The 14576-nt window shown below is 69.0% G+C and carries 15 protein-coding genes; 4 read left to right on the top strand and 11 right to left on the bottom strand.

Annotated elements, in window-relative coordinates:
• Window positions 1-54: 54 nt before the first annotated feature.
• Genes T336_RS0103100 through T336_RS25885 form a run of 5 tightly spaced genes read right to left on the bottom strand, consistent with a single transcriptional unit; the run spans window position 55 to window position 3859 of the window.
• A complete protein-coding gene (locus T336_RS0103100; RefSeq protein ID WP_026431447.1) occupies window positions 55-2292 on the bottom strand; it encodes a methyl-accepting chemotaxis protein in 2238 nt (745 codons plus the stop codon).
• 30 nt (window positions 2293-2322) lie between these two features.
• Window positions 2323-2850, bottom strand: coding sequence for a chemotaxis protein CheW (locus T336_RS0103095; protein WP_026431446.1), 528 nt, complete (start codon window positions 2848-2850; stop codon window positions 2323-2325).
• A gap of 16 nt (window positions 2851-2866) precedes the next feature.
• Window positions 2867-3232, bottom strand: a complete 366-nt coding sequence (locus tag T336_RS0103090; protein WP_011794058.1) for a response regulator — start codon at window positions 3230-3232, stop codon at window positions 2867-2869.
• Window positions 3232-3642, bottom strand: a complete 411-nt coding sequence (locus tag T336_RS0103085; protein ID WP_011794057.1) for a response regulator — start codon at window positions 3640-3642, stop codon at window positions 3232-3234. The genes T336_RS0103090 and T336_RS0103085 overlap by 1 nt, the downstream gene beginning before the upstream one ends.
• Window positions 3643-3685: 43 nt before the next feature.
• Window positions 3686-3859: a rubredoxin gene (locus T336_RS25885; RefSeq protein WP_011794056.1), complete on the bottom strand. Its 174-nt coding sequence runs from the start codon at window positions 3857-3859 to the stop codon at window positions 3686-3688.
• A gap of 94 nt (window positions 3860-3953) precedes the next feature.
• On the opposite strand from T336_RS25885, the gene thiD reads away from it, so the two are divergent.
• From thiD to T336_RS0103070, 3 genes are all read left to right on the top strand, one after another.
• Entirely contained in the window at window positions 3954-4907 is a 954-nt protein-coding gene (gene thiD / locus T336_RS0103080; RefSeq protein WP_026431445.1) for a bifunctional hydroxymethylpyrimidine kinase/phosphomethylpyrimidine kinase, read from the top strand.
• Window positions 4891-6204 carry a glutamate-1-semialdehyde 2,1-aminomutase gene (hemL, locus tag T336_RS0103075; protein WP_019703113.1) on the top strand — a complete coding sequence of 438 codons (1314 nt, stop codon included), beginning with the start codon at window positions 4891-4893 and terminating at the stop codon, window positions 6202-6204. The genes thiD and hemL overlap by 17 nt, the downstream gene beginning before the upstream one ends.
• Before the next feature lie 159 nt (window positions 6205-6363).
• On the top strand, window positions 6364-7395 hold the full coding sequence (locus T336_RS0103070; protein WP_035225214.1) for a pectate lyase: 1032 nt from the start codon (window positions 6364-6366) through the stop codon (window positions 7393-7395).
• 34 nt (window positions 7396-7429) lie between these two features.
• Here T336_RS0103070 and purH read toward each other — a convergent pair whose 3' ends face one another.
• From purH to T336_RS0103050, 4 genes are all read right to left on the bottom strand, one after another.
• Entirely contained in the window at window positions 7430-9031 is a 1602-nt protein-coding gene (purH, locus tag T336_RS0103065) for a bifunctional phosphoribosylaminoimidazolecarboxamide formyltransferase/IMP cyclohydrolase (protein WP_026431443.1), read from the bottom strand.
• 29 nt (window positions 9032-9060) lie between these two features.
• Entirely contained in the window at window positions 9061-9294 is a 234-nt protein-coding gene (locus T336_RS0103060; RefSeq protein WP_011794051.1) for a Fis family transcriptional regulator, read from the bottom strand.
• A complete protein-coding gene (gene dusB, locus T336_RS0103055) occupies window positions 9291-10352 on the bottom strand; it encodes a tRNA dihydrouridine synthase DusB (protein ID WP_019699914.1) in 1062 nt (353 codons plus the stop codon). Before dusB ends, T336_RS0103060 begins: the two co-directional genes overlap by 4 nt.
• A 115-nt stretch (window positions 10353-10467) precedes the next feature.
• The gene (locus T336_RS0103050) at window positions 10468-11742 is read right to left on the bottom strand and encodes a GGDEF domain-containing protein (protein ID WP_019699913.1); all 1275 of its coding nucleotides are present in this window, start codon (window positions 11740-11742) and stop codon (window positions 10468-10470) included.
• 281 nt (window positions 11743-12023) lie between these two features.
• Between T336_RS0103050 and T336_RS0103045 the strand changes: the two genes are divergently transcribed.
• Window positions 12024-12506, top strand: coding sequence for a YqaA family protein (locus tag T336_RS0103045; RefSeq protein WP_013593313.1), 483 nt, complete (start codon window positions 12024-12026; stop codon window positions 12504-12506).
• 26 nt (window positions 12507-12532) lie between these two features.
• Here the strand turns inward: T336_RS0103045 and rarD are convergent, their stop codons facing one another.
• Both rarD and T336_RS0103035 read right to left on the bottom strand, forming a co-directional pair.
• Complete coding sequence (rarD, locus tag T336_RS0103040; RefSeq protein ID WP_026431442.1) at window positions 12533-13411, bottom strand: EamA family transporter RarD; 879 nt, start codon at window positions 13409-13411, stop codon at window positions 12533-12535.
• 9 nt (window positions 13412-13420) lie between these two features.
• Window positions 13421-14572 (bottom strand): HPP family protein, encoded by a 1152-nt coding sequence (locus T336_RS0103035; RefSeq protein WP_026431441.1) that lies wholly within the window; start codon window positions 14570-14572, stop codon window positions 13421-13423.
• Between the last annotated feature and the right edge of the window lie 4 nt (window positions 14573-14576).

Here is a 14576-nt window from a genome sequence, read left to right as displayed (position 1 = left end):
GTCCCCGGCTCCGCGAGCCGTTTCGTTGATGCTAGCTGGCTGCAGGCCGGCCCGTCAGGCGATCTTGAAACGCGCCACGGACTGGCGGAGCTCCTCGGCCATGTGCGACAGCTCACGCACCTGCTGTGCCGTAGTGCGCGTGCCTTCGCCGGTCTGTTCGGTCACCGCGAAGATGTGCTGGATGTTGTCGGCCACGCCGTTGGCCAGCTCGGCCTCGCGGGAGGCGGAAGAGGAAATCTGCTCGATCAGCTCGGCGAGGCGCCGCGACACGCGGTCGATCTCGGTCAGGGCCGTGCCGGCGGAGTCGGACAGGCGCGCACCTTCCACCACACCCTGCGTGGAGCGCTCCATGGCGGCCACCGCATCCTGCGTGTCGGTCTGAATGGCCTTCACCAGCGCCGAGATCTGGCGCGTGGCGTCGGCGGAGCGTTCGGCCAGCCGCTGCACTTCTTCCGCCACGACGGAGAAGCCGCGGCCCGCTTCGCCGGCCGACGCGGCCTGGATGGCGGCGTTCAGGGCCAGCACGTTCGTCTGCTCGGTAATGTCGGAAATCAGCTCGGTGATTTCACCGATCTCCTGCGACGATTCGCCCAGCCGCTTGATCCGCTTGGAGGTGTCCTGGATCTGGTCGCGGATGGAGTTCATGCCGCCGATGGCGTTCTGCACGGCCTGCAGGCCGGAGTCCGCGGCCTGCAGGGACTGGCGCGCCACCGCGGCCGATTCCTGTGCCTGCGCGGACACCTCGTTGATTCGGGTCGCCATGTCGAGCACCGAGCGGCCGGTTTCGCGGATCTCGCGCAGCTGTTCGGTGGAGGCGGCCAGCAGCTCGGTGGACGTGCTGTCCACCTGCGCCGTCGTCTGGGCCACGCGGGTGGCCGTGTTCTGCACGCTGCCCACCAGCTGGCGGAGTTCTTCCACCGTGTAGTTCACCGAGTCGGCGATGGCGCCCGTGATGTCTTCCGTCACGGTGGCTTCCTGCGTCAGGTCGCCCTCGGCGACGGACTGCAGTTCGTTCATGAGACGCAGAATGGCGGCCTGGTTGGCGTCGTTGACGCGCTTGGCCTCCTGCTCCTGGCGGCGGGCGTCGCGCTGCTGCATTTCGGCAGCGGCCTGGCGGGTACGGCTGTCCATCAGCTGGACGCGGGAAATGCCCACGCCGCACAGCAGCACGAACAGGCCGGCGGCCACGAGGGCGGCCAGTTGCCCGGCGCCCAGGCCGGTCTGCTCGGACAGCTTGGTCTGCAGGCCTTCCAGCTGGCGGCGCAGCGGTTCGCTGTCGGCGATGATGGCGGACTGCGCCTCGCGGGCGGACACCAGGCCCTGCAGGTTGCCGAGGATGGCGCCGGCCTGGGTGCGGGTCTGGTCGTACACCTTGATCAGGCTCTCGAGCTGCTCGCGCGTCTGCGGATCGCGCGTGGCGGACAGGCGCATCTCGCTGCTGCCGTCGAGCATGCCCTGGGCGATCTCGCGGAAGGAGTTCAGGTCCTTGCCCAGCAGGAACACGGCCTCGGGGCTCACGCCCTCGGTGGTCTGGAACTCGTTGGCGGACTTGCCGATGCGCTGGGTCAGCATCACGAGCTGGCCCGCGGCGGAGATGTCGGTGGAGGGGGCGTTCTGCTGCAGCTTGAGCGAGGAGATCGTCTCGGCGATCTCCAGCAGGTCGGACGACTGGCGGTTGATGGTGCGCAGCGCATCGCCCACCTGCGTGAGGATCTTCTGCTGGCCCATCACGACGCCCGCATTGCGCTCCGCGCGCTCCATCAGCGGCGTGATCGCTTCCAGGTCGGGCTTGAACGGTTCGCCCAGGGCCTGCACGCGCAGCTCATCGTCGCCGGACGACAGCGCGCGCACGTTGCGCACCAGCACGCCCGAGCTGTCCACCACGTCGGGGAAGGCCTGCGGGCTGCCGACCAGCGCCTGCGAGACCGACTTCGCCAGCCGCTGGGACTGCATCAGGGCCTGGCCGGTGGCGGCGAGCTGCTGGGCGGAACGGTCCGCCTGCTTCAGCACCCAGCCGGCGATCAGTGCCAGCACCACCACGCCCACGGCCAGCAGCGCCAGCAGCCGGCGCTGGTGCTCCGCCGCCGTCGCGCGGCCCAGCAGGGGCAGCGAGATCAGGTCCTCGTCGGCGACCTCGCTCTCCATCGACGGCGGAAGGGCCGAAGGCTCCCCCTGCACGCTCTGCATGCCGTCCGACTGGTAGGAGGCGGCCGCGAGCGAGTCCTGACCGGCAGAGGCATCTCCCGCGGGCTTGCGATGGAAGAGTTTTGCAAACGGATTCACGACGGACATGATGGTTCGGCCTTCAGAGAGGGGGTGCGCTCAAGCGCTGATGCTGAGGAATGCGGGGTGTTGGGAGAGCGCCTGCAGGTTCAGCTCCTGCCACGGGGTCCCCTCGGCATCCAGGTAGGTGGTGCCGAAGTACGGAGGTGCGTCGGCACCGGGGGGCGAGGAGTCCACGAAGGCATCGGTGCCGCGCAGGCCCGAGAGGCGATCGACCAGCAGCGCCGCGTTCACCTCCAGCGCGGCGTTCAGGACGAGCAGGCTGGCCTCGCCGAGCGCCTGCTCGGTGCGGGTGGCGGACTGCCCGAGCAGGCCGGCCAGGTCCACCACGCCGATCAGCGATCCGCGCAGGTTGGCGACACCGAGGAACCAGCCCTGGGTGTAGGGGACGGGCTGCACGCCCGTCCAGGGAAAGATCTCTCCGGACTGGCCCAGGGGAAGCAGGAAACGGCGGCCGGCCGACTCCACGGCCAGCCAGGAGGACACGGACGAGCCCTCGACCCGGGCGGCCTGCAATCGGGCCGCCAGCCGGGTCTGGAGTTCTCGGAGCGCTTCGCGATTGGCCATGGACGGACGGCCGGGATCAGTTCAGCGCGTCGATCTTGGCCTGCAGCTCCGCGGGATCCACCGGCTTGGTGATGTACCCGCGCGCCCCCTGGCGCATGCCCCACACCCGGTCGGTCTCCTGGTTCTTGCTCGTGCACATGATGATGGGCACGTCGGCGTACTGGGGATCGCGGCTGATGGCGCGTGTGAGCTGGAAGCCGTTCTGGCCGGGCATGACCACGTCCATCAGGATGAGGTCGGGCTTTTCCTCGGCCAGGCGGCGGAAGGCCTCGTCGGCGTTCTCGGCGGTGCGGACCTGCATGCCCTTCTTCTGCAGCAGGTCGGTCAGGAACATCAGCTCGGTCTTCGAGTCGTCAACAACCAGAACTTTCTGGATGGGCATTACATCGCTCCTTGTTGGGCATTACCGAACTGCTGAACGGCTTTCAGCAGCTGGTCTTTGGTAAATGGTTTGGTGAGATATTCCTGGCAGCCCACCATGCGGCCGCGCGCCTTGTCGAATACACCGTCTTTTGACGACAGCATGACAACGGGCGTGTCCGCGAAACGCGCATTGCGCTTGATGATGGCGCAGGTCTGGTAGCCGTCGAGTTTCGGCATCAGGATGTCGCAGAAAATCAACTGGGGTTGATAATCATTGACCTTCGCCAGGGCGTCGAAACCGTCATCCGCCAGCAGGACCTCGTGGCCTCCCTGCTTGAGAAAGATCTCGGCACTCCGGCGGATGGTGTTGCTGTCGTCCACGACAAGCACCTTGAAGGTTGCGCCACTGGTCTGGGTCAATTTCGTCACCGCTGATGATGGTAAAAAACGACGCTTTTTGCCGGAGGCACGCTCAGATCTGGACCATTTCGAAGTCTTCCTTGCGTGCTCCGCATTCAGGACATGTCCAATTCATGGGCACATCCTCCCAGCGGGTCTGGGGCGCTATTCCGTGCTCGGGCGAACCTGCGGCTTCGTCATATATCCAGCCGCAAATCAGGCACATCCAGGTTTTAGGGTCCGTCACAGCTTAAGGGGCCTTCACATAGAATGCAACGATTGTATCTAGACATCACCGCGGGACGCAGCTTCCGTGCCAACCGTTACGCTGGTGCGGCGCAATGACCACAGATTCCCCCTCCAAGCTCCCCTCCCCTCCCTCCTCCGGCACCGACGACGACGGCGGGATCCCCATCTGCGTGATGGCCTTCAACGCCAGCGACCCCAGCGGCGCAGGAGGCCTGACGGGCGACATCGCCACCATCGCCTCCGTGGGCGGGCACGCGGTGGCCGTCGTGACCGGCGCGTACGTGCGCGACACCGCGCAGGTGTTCGACCACTACGCCCTGGACGACGAGGCCGTGGCCGAGCAGGCCCGCAGCGTGCTCGAGGACCTCACGGTGCAGGCGATCAAGGTCGGCTTCGTCGGCAGCCCCGAGAACCTGAGCGCCATCGCCTCCATCGCGTCCGACTACGACGACGTGCCGGTGATCGCCTACATGCCCAACCTGTCGTGGTGGCGCGACGACCTCATCGACCAGTACCTCGACGCCTTCCAGGAACTGCTGCTGCCCCAGACCTCCGTGCTGGTGGGCAACTACAGCACGCTCTCGCGCTGGCTGCTGCCGGACTGGTCCAGCGACCGCAAGCCCTCCGCGCGCGACCTCGCCATGGCTGCCTCCGAACTCGGGGTGCCCTACCTGCTGGTCACCGGCATTCCCGCGCCCGAACAGCACGTCGAGAACGTGCTCACCTCCGCGCAGACCGTGCTCGGCACGACGCGCTTCGAGCTGTTCGACGCCACCTTCACCGGCGCCGGCGACACGCTGTCGGCGGCGCTCGCCGCGCTCGTGGCCAGCGGCAACGACCTCGCCGAAGCGGCCAGCGAAGCGCTCACCTACCTCGACCGCTGCCTGGACGCCGGCTTCCGGCCGGGCATGGGCCACATCCTGCCCGACCGGATGTTCTGGGCCCAGCCGGACGACGATGACGACGAAGATCCCGACGACGAGCCCGGGACCGATCCCACGTCCACCGACGGCTTCGTGATGCCTCCCCATGACACCCAGCACTGACCTCAACCTCCCCCTCTTCGAACGCGCCAAGGCGCTCATCCCCGGCGGCGTCAACTCGCCCGTGCGCGCCTTCCGCGCAGTAGGCGGCACGCCCCGCTTCGTGCAGCGCGCCCAGGGCGCCTACTTCTGGGACGCCAACGGCCAGCGCTTCATCGACTACATCGGCTCCTGGGGCCCCATGATCCTGGGCCACGGCCATCCGGCCGTGCTCGAAGCGGTGCAGAAGGCCGCGCTCGACGGCTTCAGCTTCGGCGCGCCTACCGAGCGCGAGGTCGAGCTGGCCGAGGAGATCATCCGCCACGTGCCCTCCATGGAGATGATCCGCCTGGTCAGTTCCGGCACCGAGGCCGGCATGAGCGCCATCCGCCTCGCGCGCGGCGCCACGGGCCGCAGCCGGATCATCAAGTTCAACGGCTGCTACCACGGCCATGCCGACGCACTGCTGGTCAAGGCCGGCTCGGGCCTGGCCACGTTCGGCCACGCCACCAGCGCCGGCGTGCCGGCCGAGGTGGTGCAGCACACGATGGTGCTCGAATACAACGACATCGCCCAGCTCGAGGAAGCCTTCGCGCTGCACGGCAGCGAGATCGCCGGGCTCATGATCGAGCCCATCGCCGGCAACATGAACTTCGTGCGCGCCAGCGTGCCCTTCATGCGGCGCTGCCGCGAACTCTGCACGCAGCACGGCGCGCTGCTGGTGTTCGACGAGGTGATGACGGGCTTCCGCGTGGCGCTGGGCAGCGCGCAGAGCGTCTATGCCCGCGACATCCCGGGCTTCAGGCCCGACATCACCGTGCTCGGCAAGGTGATCGGCGGCGGCATGCCGCTCGCGGCCTTCGGCGGACCGCGCGCGATCATGGAACAGCTGGCTCCGCTCGGGCCGGTGTACCAGGCCGGCACGCTGTCGGGCAACCCGGTGGCCACCGCCTGCGGCCTCGCCACGCTGCGCGAGATCGCCCGCCCCGGCTTCTACGAAGCGCTGGCCGAGCGCACCCGCGCCCTGACCGGCGGGCTGGCCGACGCGGCGCGCGCCGAAGGCGTGCCCTTCTGCGCGGACAGCGAAGGCGGCATGTTCGGCTTCTTCCTGCTGCCCGAGCTGCCCCGGAACTATCCAACGGTGATGACCACGGACGGCGTGCGGTTCAATGCGCTCTTCCACGGGCTGCTGGACCGCGGCGTGTACATCGCGCCCGCACTTTATGAGGCGGGCTTCGTGAGCAGCGCCCACAGCGCACAGGACATCGACGACACCGTCGCCGCGGCGCGCGAGGTGTTCCGCCTGGTCTCCGCAGGCTGACACGCGCCGAAGCCGGGGCCCATGGGGGCCGCTTCGGCTGCACGGCCGCCGCTTCGCATGGCGTCAGCGGCGTGCCGGTTCGGAAGCACAGAGTGGATGCGACGCCGTGCATCGGGCATGGCGAACCGGCGCTTCGGCCCCGCACTTTCGCGAGCATCCATGAACCCCATCGCCTTTCTCTCGTCCTCCCTGACCGCACGGCATGCCAAGGCATCGGAGCAGGCCGCCTCCGCGGCCCGGCACCACGGCAGCCAGGCGCTGCAGCAATCCCTCGCCACCCTGCTGGAAGGTATCCTGAAGCGCATGCGCGGGGGAGCCAGTCCTTCGTCCCGCAACGGCGGCAGCGCCGCAGGTCATCCTGCCGCGGCGGCACAGCCGGCCTTGCACACCACGCAACGTGCGGTGGCGCACGCCGATGCCGGCCGCACTGGCGCGGCGCACGCAACGCGTGGCGCAGGCACCCCGGCCACCACGGCCCATGCCGCGAAGCCGCCCGCGAACATGCAGGTCGGCGCGCCGACGGGCACGGTGGAGGTGAACAAGCCCATCGTCGTGAAGGCCGGCCAGACCTTCGACGGCCAGGGCCGGCTCTTCAGCGCCGGGCCCGGGCTCAACGGCGGCGGCACGGCAGAGACGCACCTGCCGGTGTTCATCCTGGAGCCGGGCGCGTCCGTGAAGAACCTGCAGTTCAAGGGCGGCGACGGCATCCACCTGCTGGGCGACGCCAGGCTCGACAACGTGCACGGCCTGCAGACGGACGACGACTTCATCACCGTGGATGGCGCGGAGAACCGGGCCGTGGATGCACAGCGCGCCGGCTATTCCGCCAAGAGCATTCCTCCGGGCCCGGCCCGCGTGGAGATCACGAACTCGTCGTTCCAGAACAGCCACGACAAGGCGATCCAGATCAACGGCGACGTGGACCTGAAGCTGCGCGGCATCTATGCGAACCAGATCGGGCAGCTGGCCGTCACGCGCGGCGGCTACCCGATCACCGCGCATGTGGACATCGCCGACTCCACCGCGCAGAACCTGAAATCCTTCCTGTTCCGCTTCGACTCCCGGCAATCCACCGTGCACATCGCCAACACCGACGTGGACGGCGGCCGCACGCCGGTGAACGTGATGGCGGGCAACCCTGCCAACGTGCAGGGCACGCACAGCGTGCGCCAGTCGATCCAGACGGTCTGAGGGTCTGCGCGGCCGGGCGCCGCCGCAGATCGCCTCAGTGGCGGAAGTGGCGCACGCCGCTGAACACCATGGCCACGCCGCGCTCGTCGGCCGCGTCGATCACTTCCTGGTCGCGCATGGAGCCGCCGGGCTGGATCACGCAGGTCGCGCCCGCATCCACCACCACGTCCAGGCCGTCGCGGAACGGGAAGAAGGCGTCGCTCGCCACCACCGTGCCCTGCAGCGACAGCCTGGCGTGCTCGGCCTTGATGCTGGCGATGCGTGCCGAATCCAGGCGACTCATCTGGCCCGCGCCCACGCCCATCGTCATGCCGCCCTTGCAGAACACGATGGCATTGCTCTTGACGTACTTGGCGACCTTCCAGGCGAAGAGCAGGTCTTCCATCTCTTCGAGGGTCGGCTGCTTCTTCGTGACCACCTTGAGGTCCATCAGCGACAGCTCGTGGTTGTCCGCCGTCTGCAGCAGCATGCCGGAGCCGATGCGCTTGGCGTCCATGGCATTGCGGCCGCGGTCCCAGGCGCGGGTGCCCTTGGAGACCGGCAGCGCGATCTTCAACAGGCGCACGTTGGTCTTGGGCTTGAAGATTTCCAGCGCCTCCGGCGTGAACTCGGGCGCCATCAGCACCTCGACGAACTGCTTCACGACCAGTTGCGCAGCGGCGCCGTCCACCGGGCGGTTGAAGGCGATGATGCCGCCGAAGGCGCTGGTGGGATCGGTCTGGAAGGCCTTGCCGTAGGCGTCGGCGGCGTCCAGGCCCACGGCCACGCCGCAGGGGTTGGCGTGCTTGACGATCACGCAGGCGGCAGCATCGAAGCTCTTGACGCACTCCCACGCGGCATCGGCGTCGGCGATGTTGTTGTAGCTGAGTTCCTTGCCCTGCAGCTGCTCGCCCGTGACGATGGAGCCGGGCGCGGGATACAGGTCGCGGTAGAGGGCCGCCTGCTGGTGGCTGTTCTCGCCGTAGCGCAGGTCCTGCACCTTGACGAACTGGCCGTTGCTCTGGCCCGGGAAGGGGTTGCGCTCGGGCACATAGGCCTCGGACAGCTTCCCGGCCTCGAAGCTGACGGAAGAGAGGTAATCGCTGATCGCGCCGTCGTACTGGGCGATACGGTTGAACGCGGCCACCGACAGCCCGAAGCGCAGCTGGTCGGACAGCTTGCCCGCGGCCTTCAGTTCACCCAGCACGGCGTCGTACTGGTCGGCCGAAGTGACCACGCCCACGTCCTTCCAGTTCTTGGCGGCGCTGCGCACCATGGCCGGGCCGCCGATGTCGATGTTCTCGATGGCATCCGCCAGCGTGCAGCCGGCCTTGGCCACGGTGGCCTCGAAGGGGTAGAGGTTCACCACCAGCAGGTCGATGGTGTCGATGCCGTGCTCCTTCAGCGCGGCCATGTGCTCCGGCAGGTCGCGGCGCGCCAGCAGGCCGCCATGCACCTTGGGATGCAGCGTCTTCACGCGGCCGTCGAGCATCTCGGGGAACTGCGTCACCTCGGCCACTTCCGTGACGGGCAGGCCCTGCTCGGCCAGCAGCTTGGCGGTGCCGCCGGTGGACAGCAGGCGGATGCCCAGGGCATGCAGCGCCCGGGCGAATTCGACGATGCCGGTCTTGTCGGAGACGGAGAGAAGTGCGTTCATGGTGGTGGGGAGGTTGTGGATTCGGTCGGTCAGAGCAGCTTGTGCTCCACGAGCTTCTTGCGCAGGGTGTTGCGGTTCAGCCCCAGCCATTCGGCGGCGCGGGACTGGTTGTTGTCGGCGTGGTTCATCACCACCTCCAGCAGCGGTTTCTCGACCAGGCGCACGAGCATGTCGTACATGCCGTCGGGGGTCTCGCCCCCGAGGTCGCGGAAATACCCCTGCAGGCTCTCGCGCACGCAGTCTTCGATGTTCTTGTTGCTCATGCGGGCAGTCCTTGTGGTTCCTGCGTATCGTCGGTATCCGTGCCGGCCCCCTCGGGCGGCGCTGCGGGGAGGCGGTCCATGTGCCGGCCCAGCTCCTCGAAGAACAGCGCGACGGCCTCCCACTGGGCGGCGCAGTCGTCGATGGTGTTGATGTGCTGGCGGAACGCCTCGCCGCCGGGCAGCGCGCGCACGTACCAGGCGATGTGCTTGCGCGCGCTGCGCACGCCCGTGGCCTCGCCGTAGAGCGCGTAGTGGTCGTGCAGGTGGTCCAGCAGCAGGCGCCGCACCTCGGCCACCAGCGGCGGCGCCAGGTGCTCGCCCGTGGCGAGGTAGTGGCCGATCTCGCGGAAGATCCACGGCCGGCCCTGGGCGGCGCGGCCGATCATGATCGCGTCGGCGCCCGTGGCGGCGAGCACCGCCTTCGCCTTCTCGGGCGAGTCGATGTCGCCGTTGGCCACCACCGGCACGCGCACGGCGGCCTTCACGGCGGCGATGGTGTCGTACTCGGCATGGCCCTTGTAGCCCTGCTCGCGCGTGCGGCCGTGCACGGTCAGCATCCGGATGCCCACGTCCTCGAACGCGCGCGCGAGCTGCACCGCGTTCCTGTGCTGCTGGCACCAGCCGGTGCGCATCTTGAGCGTGACGGGCACGTTGCGCGGCGCGCAGGCCTCGACCACGGCCTGCGCGATCTCCACGGCCAGCGCCTCGTTCTGCATCAGGGCGGAGCCCGCCCACTTGTTGCAGACCTTCTTGGCGGGGCAGCCCATGTTGATGTCGATGATCTCGGCGCCGCGGTCGATGTTGTAGAGCGCGGCCTCGGACATCATGGCCGCGTCGGTGCCGGCGATCTGCACGGCGATCGGGCCGGGCTCGCCCTCGTGGTTGGCCCGGCGCGAGGTCTTCAGGCTGTTCCACAGGTCCTTGCGCGAGGTCACCATCTCGCTCACGGCATAGCCCGCGCCCAGGGCCTTGCAGAGCTGGCGGAACGGCCGGTCCGTCACCCCCGCCATGGGGGCGACGAAGAGGCGGTTCGCCAGGGGGATGTGGCCGATCTGCATGGCGCGCGGGAGTGCTGAAAAAACAGGCGGAAGAAAAAAGAGGCGGGATTGTACCTGCTTAAATTTTCAGCAAATGAAAAGCAGGGGACGCGGACCCGGGCATTGCCCGGCGCGCTCAGAAATAGCCGTGCGCCGGCACCTTCAGCTCGCCGCCCTCGGTGGGGGCGAAGGCTCCCACGGGCTCCTGCACCACCACTTGGTTGCGCCCGCCCTGCTTGGCGAGGTACATGGCGGTGTCGGCGCGCGAGAAGAACTCCAGCACGGATTCGCCCAGCACGTACTGCGTGACGCCGACCGAGACCGTGACGCGCCCGCGCAGCGGCTCCTTCCAGTCGTGCGACTCCACCTGCGAGCGGATGCGCTCGCAGGTGTTGAGCGCGGGCAGCAGGGGCGTGGCGGGGAAGATCAGCAGGAACTCCTCGCCGCCGTAGCGGCCGAAGAAATCGTCGCCGCGCACGATCTGCTGGGCCAGTTGCGAGAAGGTGCGCAGCACCTCGTCGCCGCACAGGTGGCCCATTTCATCGTTGATGCGCTTGAAATGGTCCAGGTCCACCACCGCCAGGCACAGCGGGATGCCGCTCTCGTCGGCCAGCTGCTTCTGCTCTTCCAGTGCGGCGAGGATCGAGCGCCGGTTCAGGCAGCCGAGCGCATCCAGGCGCGCGCTCTCCGCGATGGACTTCATCTCGCTGCTGGTCTTCTGCAGCAGCCGGTGCAGCAGCCGCACGCGGCCCATCAGCAGCACATAGGCCGGCAGGGCCAGCGCGAGCGCGACGAAGTGGAGGGCTTCCAGGCGCAGCAGCACGCCGTCGGCGCGCTCTGCATAGTGCAGCCCCATCACCAGGGCATAGCCGGCCAGGATGCCGCCGCACAGCAGCAGGGCCGTGCGGCGCGACAGCGTGAGCAGCCCGTACGCCATGGCGACGAACAGGAACGGCGCCAGCGCGATCTGCGTGACGGGTTCCAGGTAGAAGACGAGCAGCAGGGTGGCGGCGGACGCCACCACGATGGGCAGCCGCAGTTGCCGGTCGCGCATCCGCCCCGGCTCCGGTGCCTCGCCCGGGTGGCCGAAGCGCATGTAGGCCGTGCCCAGCGCGATGCCGCAGGCGATCAGCGCTGCCACCATCAGCACCAGGGGCCCGGACACCATGCCCAGCGCATAGAACGCCAGCGTGCACACCAGGTAGAGCCCGCAGAGGAACACGGGCACCATGCGCCGGTAGGGCCGGCCCAGCCGGCGCTCGAGGATGCGCGCGGCCTGCAGGTCCGATCCGCGGAACTGCGCGGATTCGTCGAACTCGGAAAAGGCCTCGCTCGGAGAGAACGCCTCCGTGTTGGAAAAACGCTCCGGACCACGCGTTTGCAGCGACCCCCACAATTTGGCAAGACCCATAGCGACGGATGCCCTCTCCATGCCGCCAGAAAACCGCCTGGCGTGCTTGAACTGCTTGAAAGACGTTACGGCGGCGCACATCGCCTTACCGAATGTTACATGGTGACGGGCTGTGCAGGTAGAGCAGTTACGCTCCATGTGGGGGCGCAGCTTATCAAATCTTCCAAACGGCCTGCCCGCCCGCGTGCACGCAGGCTATTGCACGCGGCTGCCTGCCACATAGCGACGGCGTGCCGGGCTACATTGCCGGCCCGCAACGGCCCCCTAAACTTGCGCCAGCTATGGAACTCTGGATGCAACACCTCATGGACCTGCTGGCGCTGCCCCAGTACGGTCTCAGCACGGTCTTCGTGGTGTCGTTCATCTCCGCGACGCTGCTGCCCCTGGGCTCGGAGCCGGCGGTGTTCGGCCTCATCCAGCTCAACCCGCAGCTGTTCTGGCCCACCATCCTCGTGGCGACCGCGGGCAACACCCTGGGCGGCGCCGTCAGCTGGTGGATGGGCCTGGGCGCGCACAAGGCGGTGGACAAGGCCCGCGGCGAACACACCAACGTGCGCGCCCTCGCCTGGCTGAAGCGCTTCGGCCCCAAGGCCTGCCTGCTGAGCTGGCTGCCCGTGGTGGGCGACCCGCTCTGCGCCGTGGCGGGCTGGCTGAAACTGCCGTTCTGGCCCTGCGTGGCCTACATGGCCGTGGGCAAGTTCATGCGCTACCTGGCCATGACCGGCGGCCTGCTGTATCTCTGGCCCAAGGTCATGGTGCACTGAGGCCCGGCCAGCGCGACAGGCAGGAGTCAGGACGCCGGCGCCCGCCGGCGCAGCAAGGTGCCTTCCAGGGTGTAGAGCACCAGCGCCGCCCAGATCAGCACGAAGCCCGCCAGCCGGGCCGGCTGCACCTCCTCGCCGAACAGCCACACGCCCAGCGCGAACTGCAGGCTGGGCGAGATGTATTGCAGCACGCCCATCGTCGCCAGCGGAATGCGGCGCGCCCCTGCCGCGAACAGCAGCAGCGGGATGGCGGTGATCGGCCCGGCAGCGACGAGCCAGCCCAGCGTGGCCGCGTCGGCATGCAACCAGGCGGCCTGCCCCGTCCAGCCCAGCCAGGCGAGCCCGCCCACGGCCAGCGGCGCGAGCAGGGCCGTCTCCAGGGCCAGGCCCTCCATGGCGCCCAGCACCGCCGTCTTGCGCAGCAGGCCGTAGAAGCCGAAGGTGAGGGCCAGCACCAGCGCGATCCAGGGCAGGCGGCCGGCCTGCACGGTGAGCCACAGCACGCCGGCCGCGGCCACGGCCAGCGCCACCCACTGCCCGGGGCGCGGGCGCTCGTGCAGGAAGGCGTAGCCCATGGCCACGTTCACCAGCGGCAGGATGAAGTAGCCCAGGCTCGCATCCACCACGTGCTGGTTGTGCACCGCCCAGACATAGATCAGCCAGTTGGCCGACAGCAGCAGCGCCGAGAGCAGGAAAGCCGCCACCACCCGGGGTTGGCGGCGCAGCGCGGCCACCCAGGCGAGCTGCCGCCGCACCGCGAGCAACACGGCCAGCAGCACCATCGACCAGAGCGTGCGGTGCAGCACCACCTCCAGCGCCGGCACCGAGGCCACCTGGTGGAAGTACACGGGAAAGATGCCCCACGCCACATAGGCGAGCGTGGCGTAGAGGATGCCGGTCTGCATGCGTCGATGCTAGCGCACGGCCCGGTGCAGCGCGCGCACCAAGTCTGACTGGGTGATGATGCCGACCAGCCGACGCTCCTCGTCGATCACGGGGATGTGGTGGTGGCCGTCTTCCGTGAACAGCGGCACCAGTTCCAGCGCGGGGCGCTGTTCGCTCACCACGCGCACCTGCCGGGTCATGATCTGGCCCACCACCTCCGGCTTGGTGGAATGCACCGCGCCCACGCGGCGCACCAGCGCGCGCAACTGCTCGCCGATGCCGTGGTGCACGTCGAGGTCGATCTGGCGCATGAAGTCGGCCGTGGTGACGATGCCCACGATGCGGCGCGCGCGGTCCACCACCGGCAGCGCCTTGATGCGGCGGCGGCGCATCAGCGCCCAGGCCTCCTGCAGCCCCGTGCCGAACGCGGCCGTGACCGGCTCGCGCGACATGATGTCGCCGCAGCGCAGCTGCCCGAAATTGCGGCGCCAGGCCTCGGCCTCGGCGTGGTGGAGCAGCGCCTCCAGGTCGTCGCGGCTGACGTCCAGCACCTGGTTGTAGTGGGCCAGCGCGGCATCGAGGTCCTCGGGGGTGAAGCGCCCCGCGGCGCGCGCCTCCGTGGCACCCGCGGAGGCAGGACGCGCCTGCTGCGCGTGCGGGTAGCGCTTGCCGGTGGCCGCATGCCACGCCATGCCCGCCGCCACCAGCAGCAGGGAATTGGTCATCACGGGAAAGAATGCGAACTGCGGCGATGCGCCGTGTGCCATCACCACGAACAGCGCCGCCGCCCCGCCGGGCGGATGCAGGCAGCGCAGCGGCACCATGAGCGCGATCGCCAGCGCCACGGCCAGCGCCCCCGCCACGGCCGGGTCCGGCACCAGCGCCGCGCAGGCCACGCCCACCAGGGCGGACAGGGTGTTGCCGCCCACCACCGGCCAGGGCTGCGCCAGCGGGCTCGCCGGCACGCCGAACACCAGCACCGCGCTCGCGCCGATCGGCGCGACCAGCCAGGGCGAAATGCCCCAGTGGCCGCCCACCCAGCGGCTGAGCAGGCCGGCCAGCAACACGCCGAGCAGCGCGCCCAGGACCATCCGCAGGCGCTCACGGCCGTCCACCCGCATGGGCGCGGGCCGGAGGGCGAGCGCCGCGCGGCGCAGGCGCGCGGTCAGGGGGAGGGGCATGGGG

Source organism: Paracidovorax oryzae ATCC 19882 (genome assembly GCF_000687165.1).
Taxonomy (GTDB): domain Bacteria; phylum Pseudomonadota; class Gammaproteobacteria; order Burkholderiales; family Burkholderiaceae_C; genus Paracidovorax; species Paracidovorax oryzae.
The sequence above is the reverse complement of the archived record's forward strand: the minus strand, read 5'-3'. Positions and strand labels throughout refer to the sequence as shown.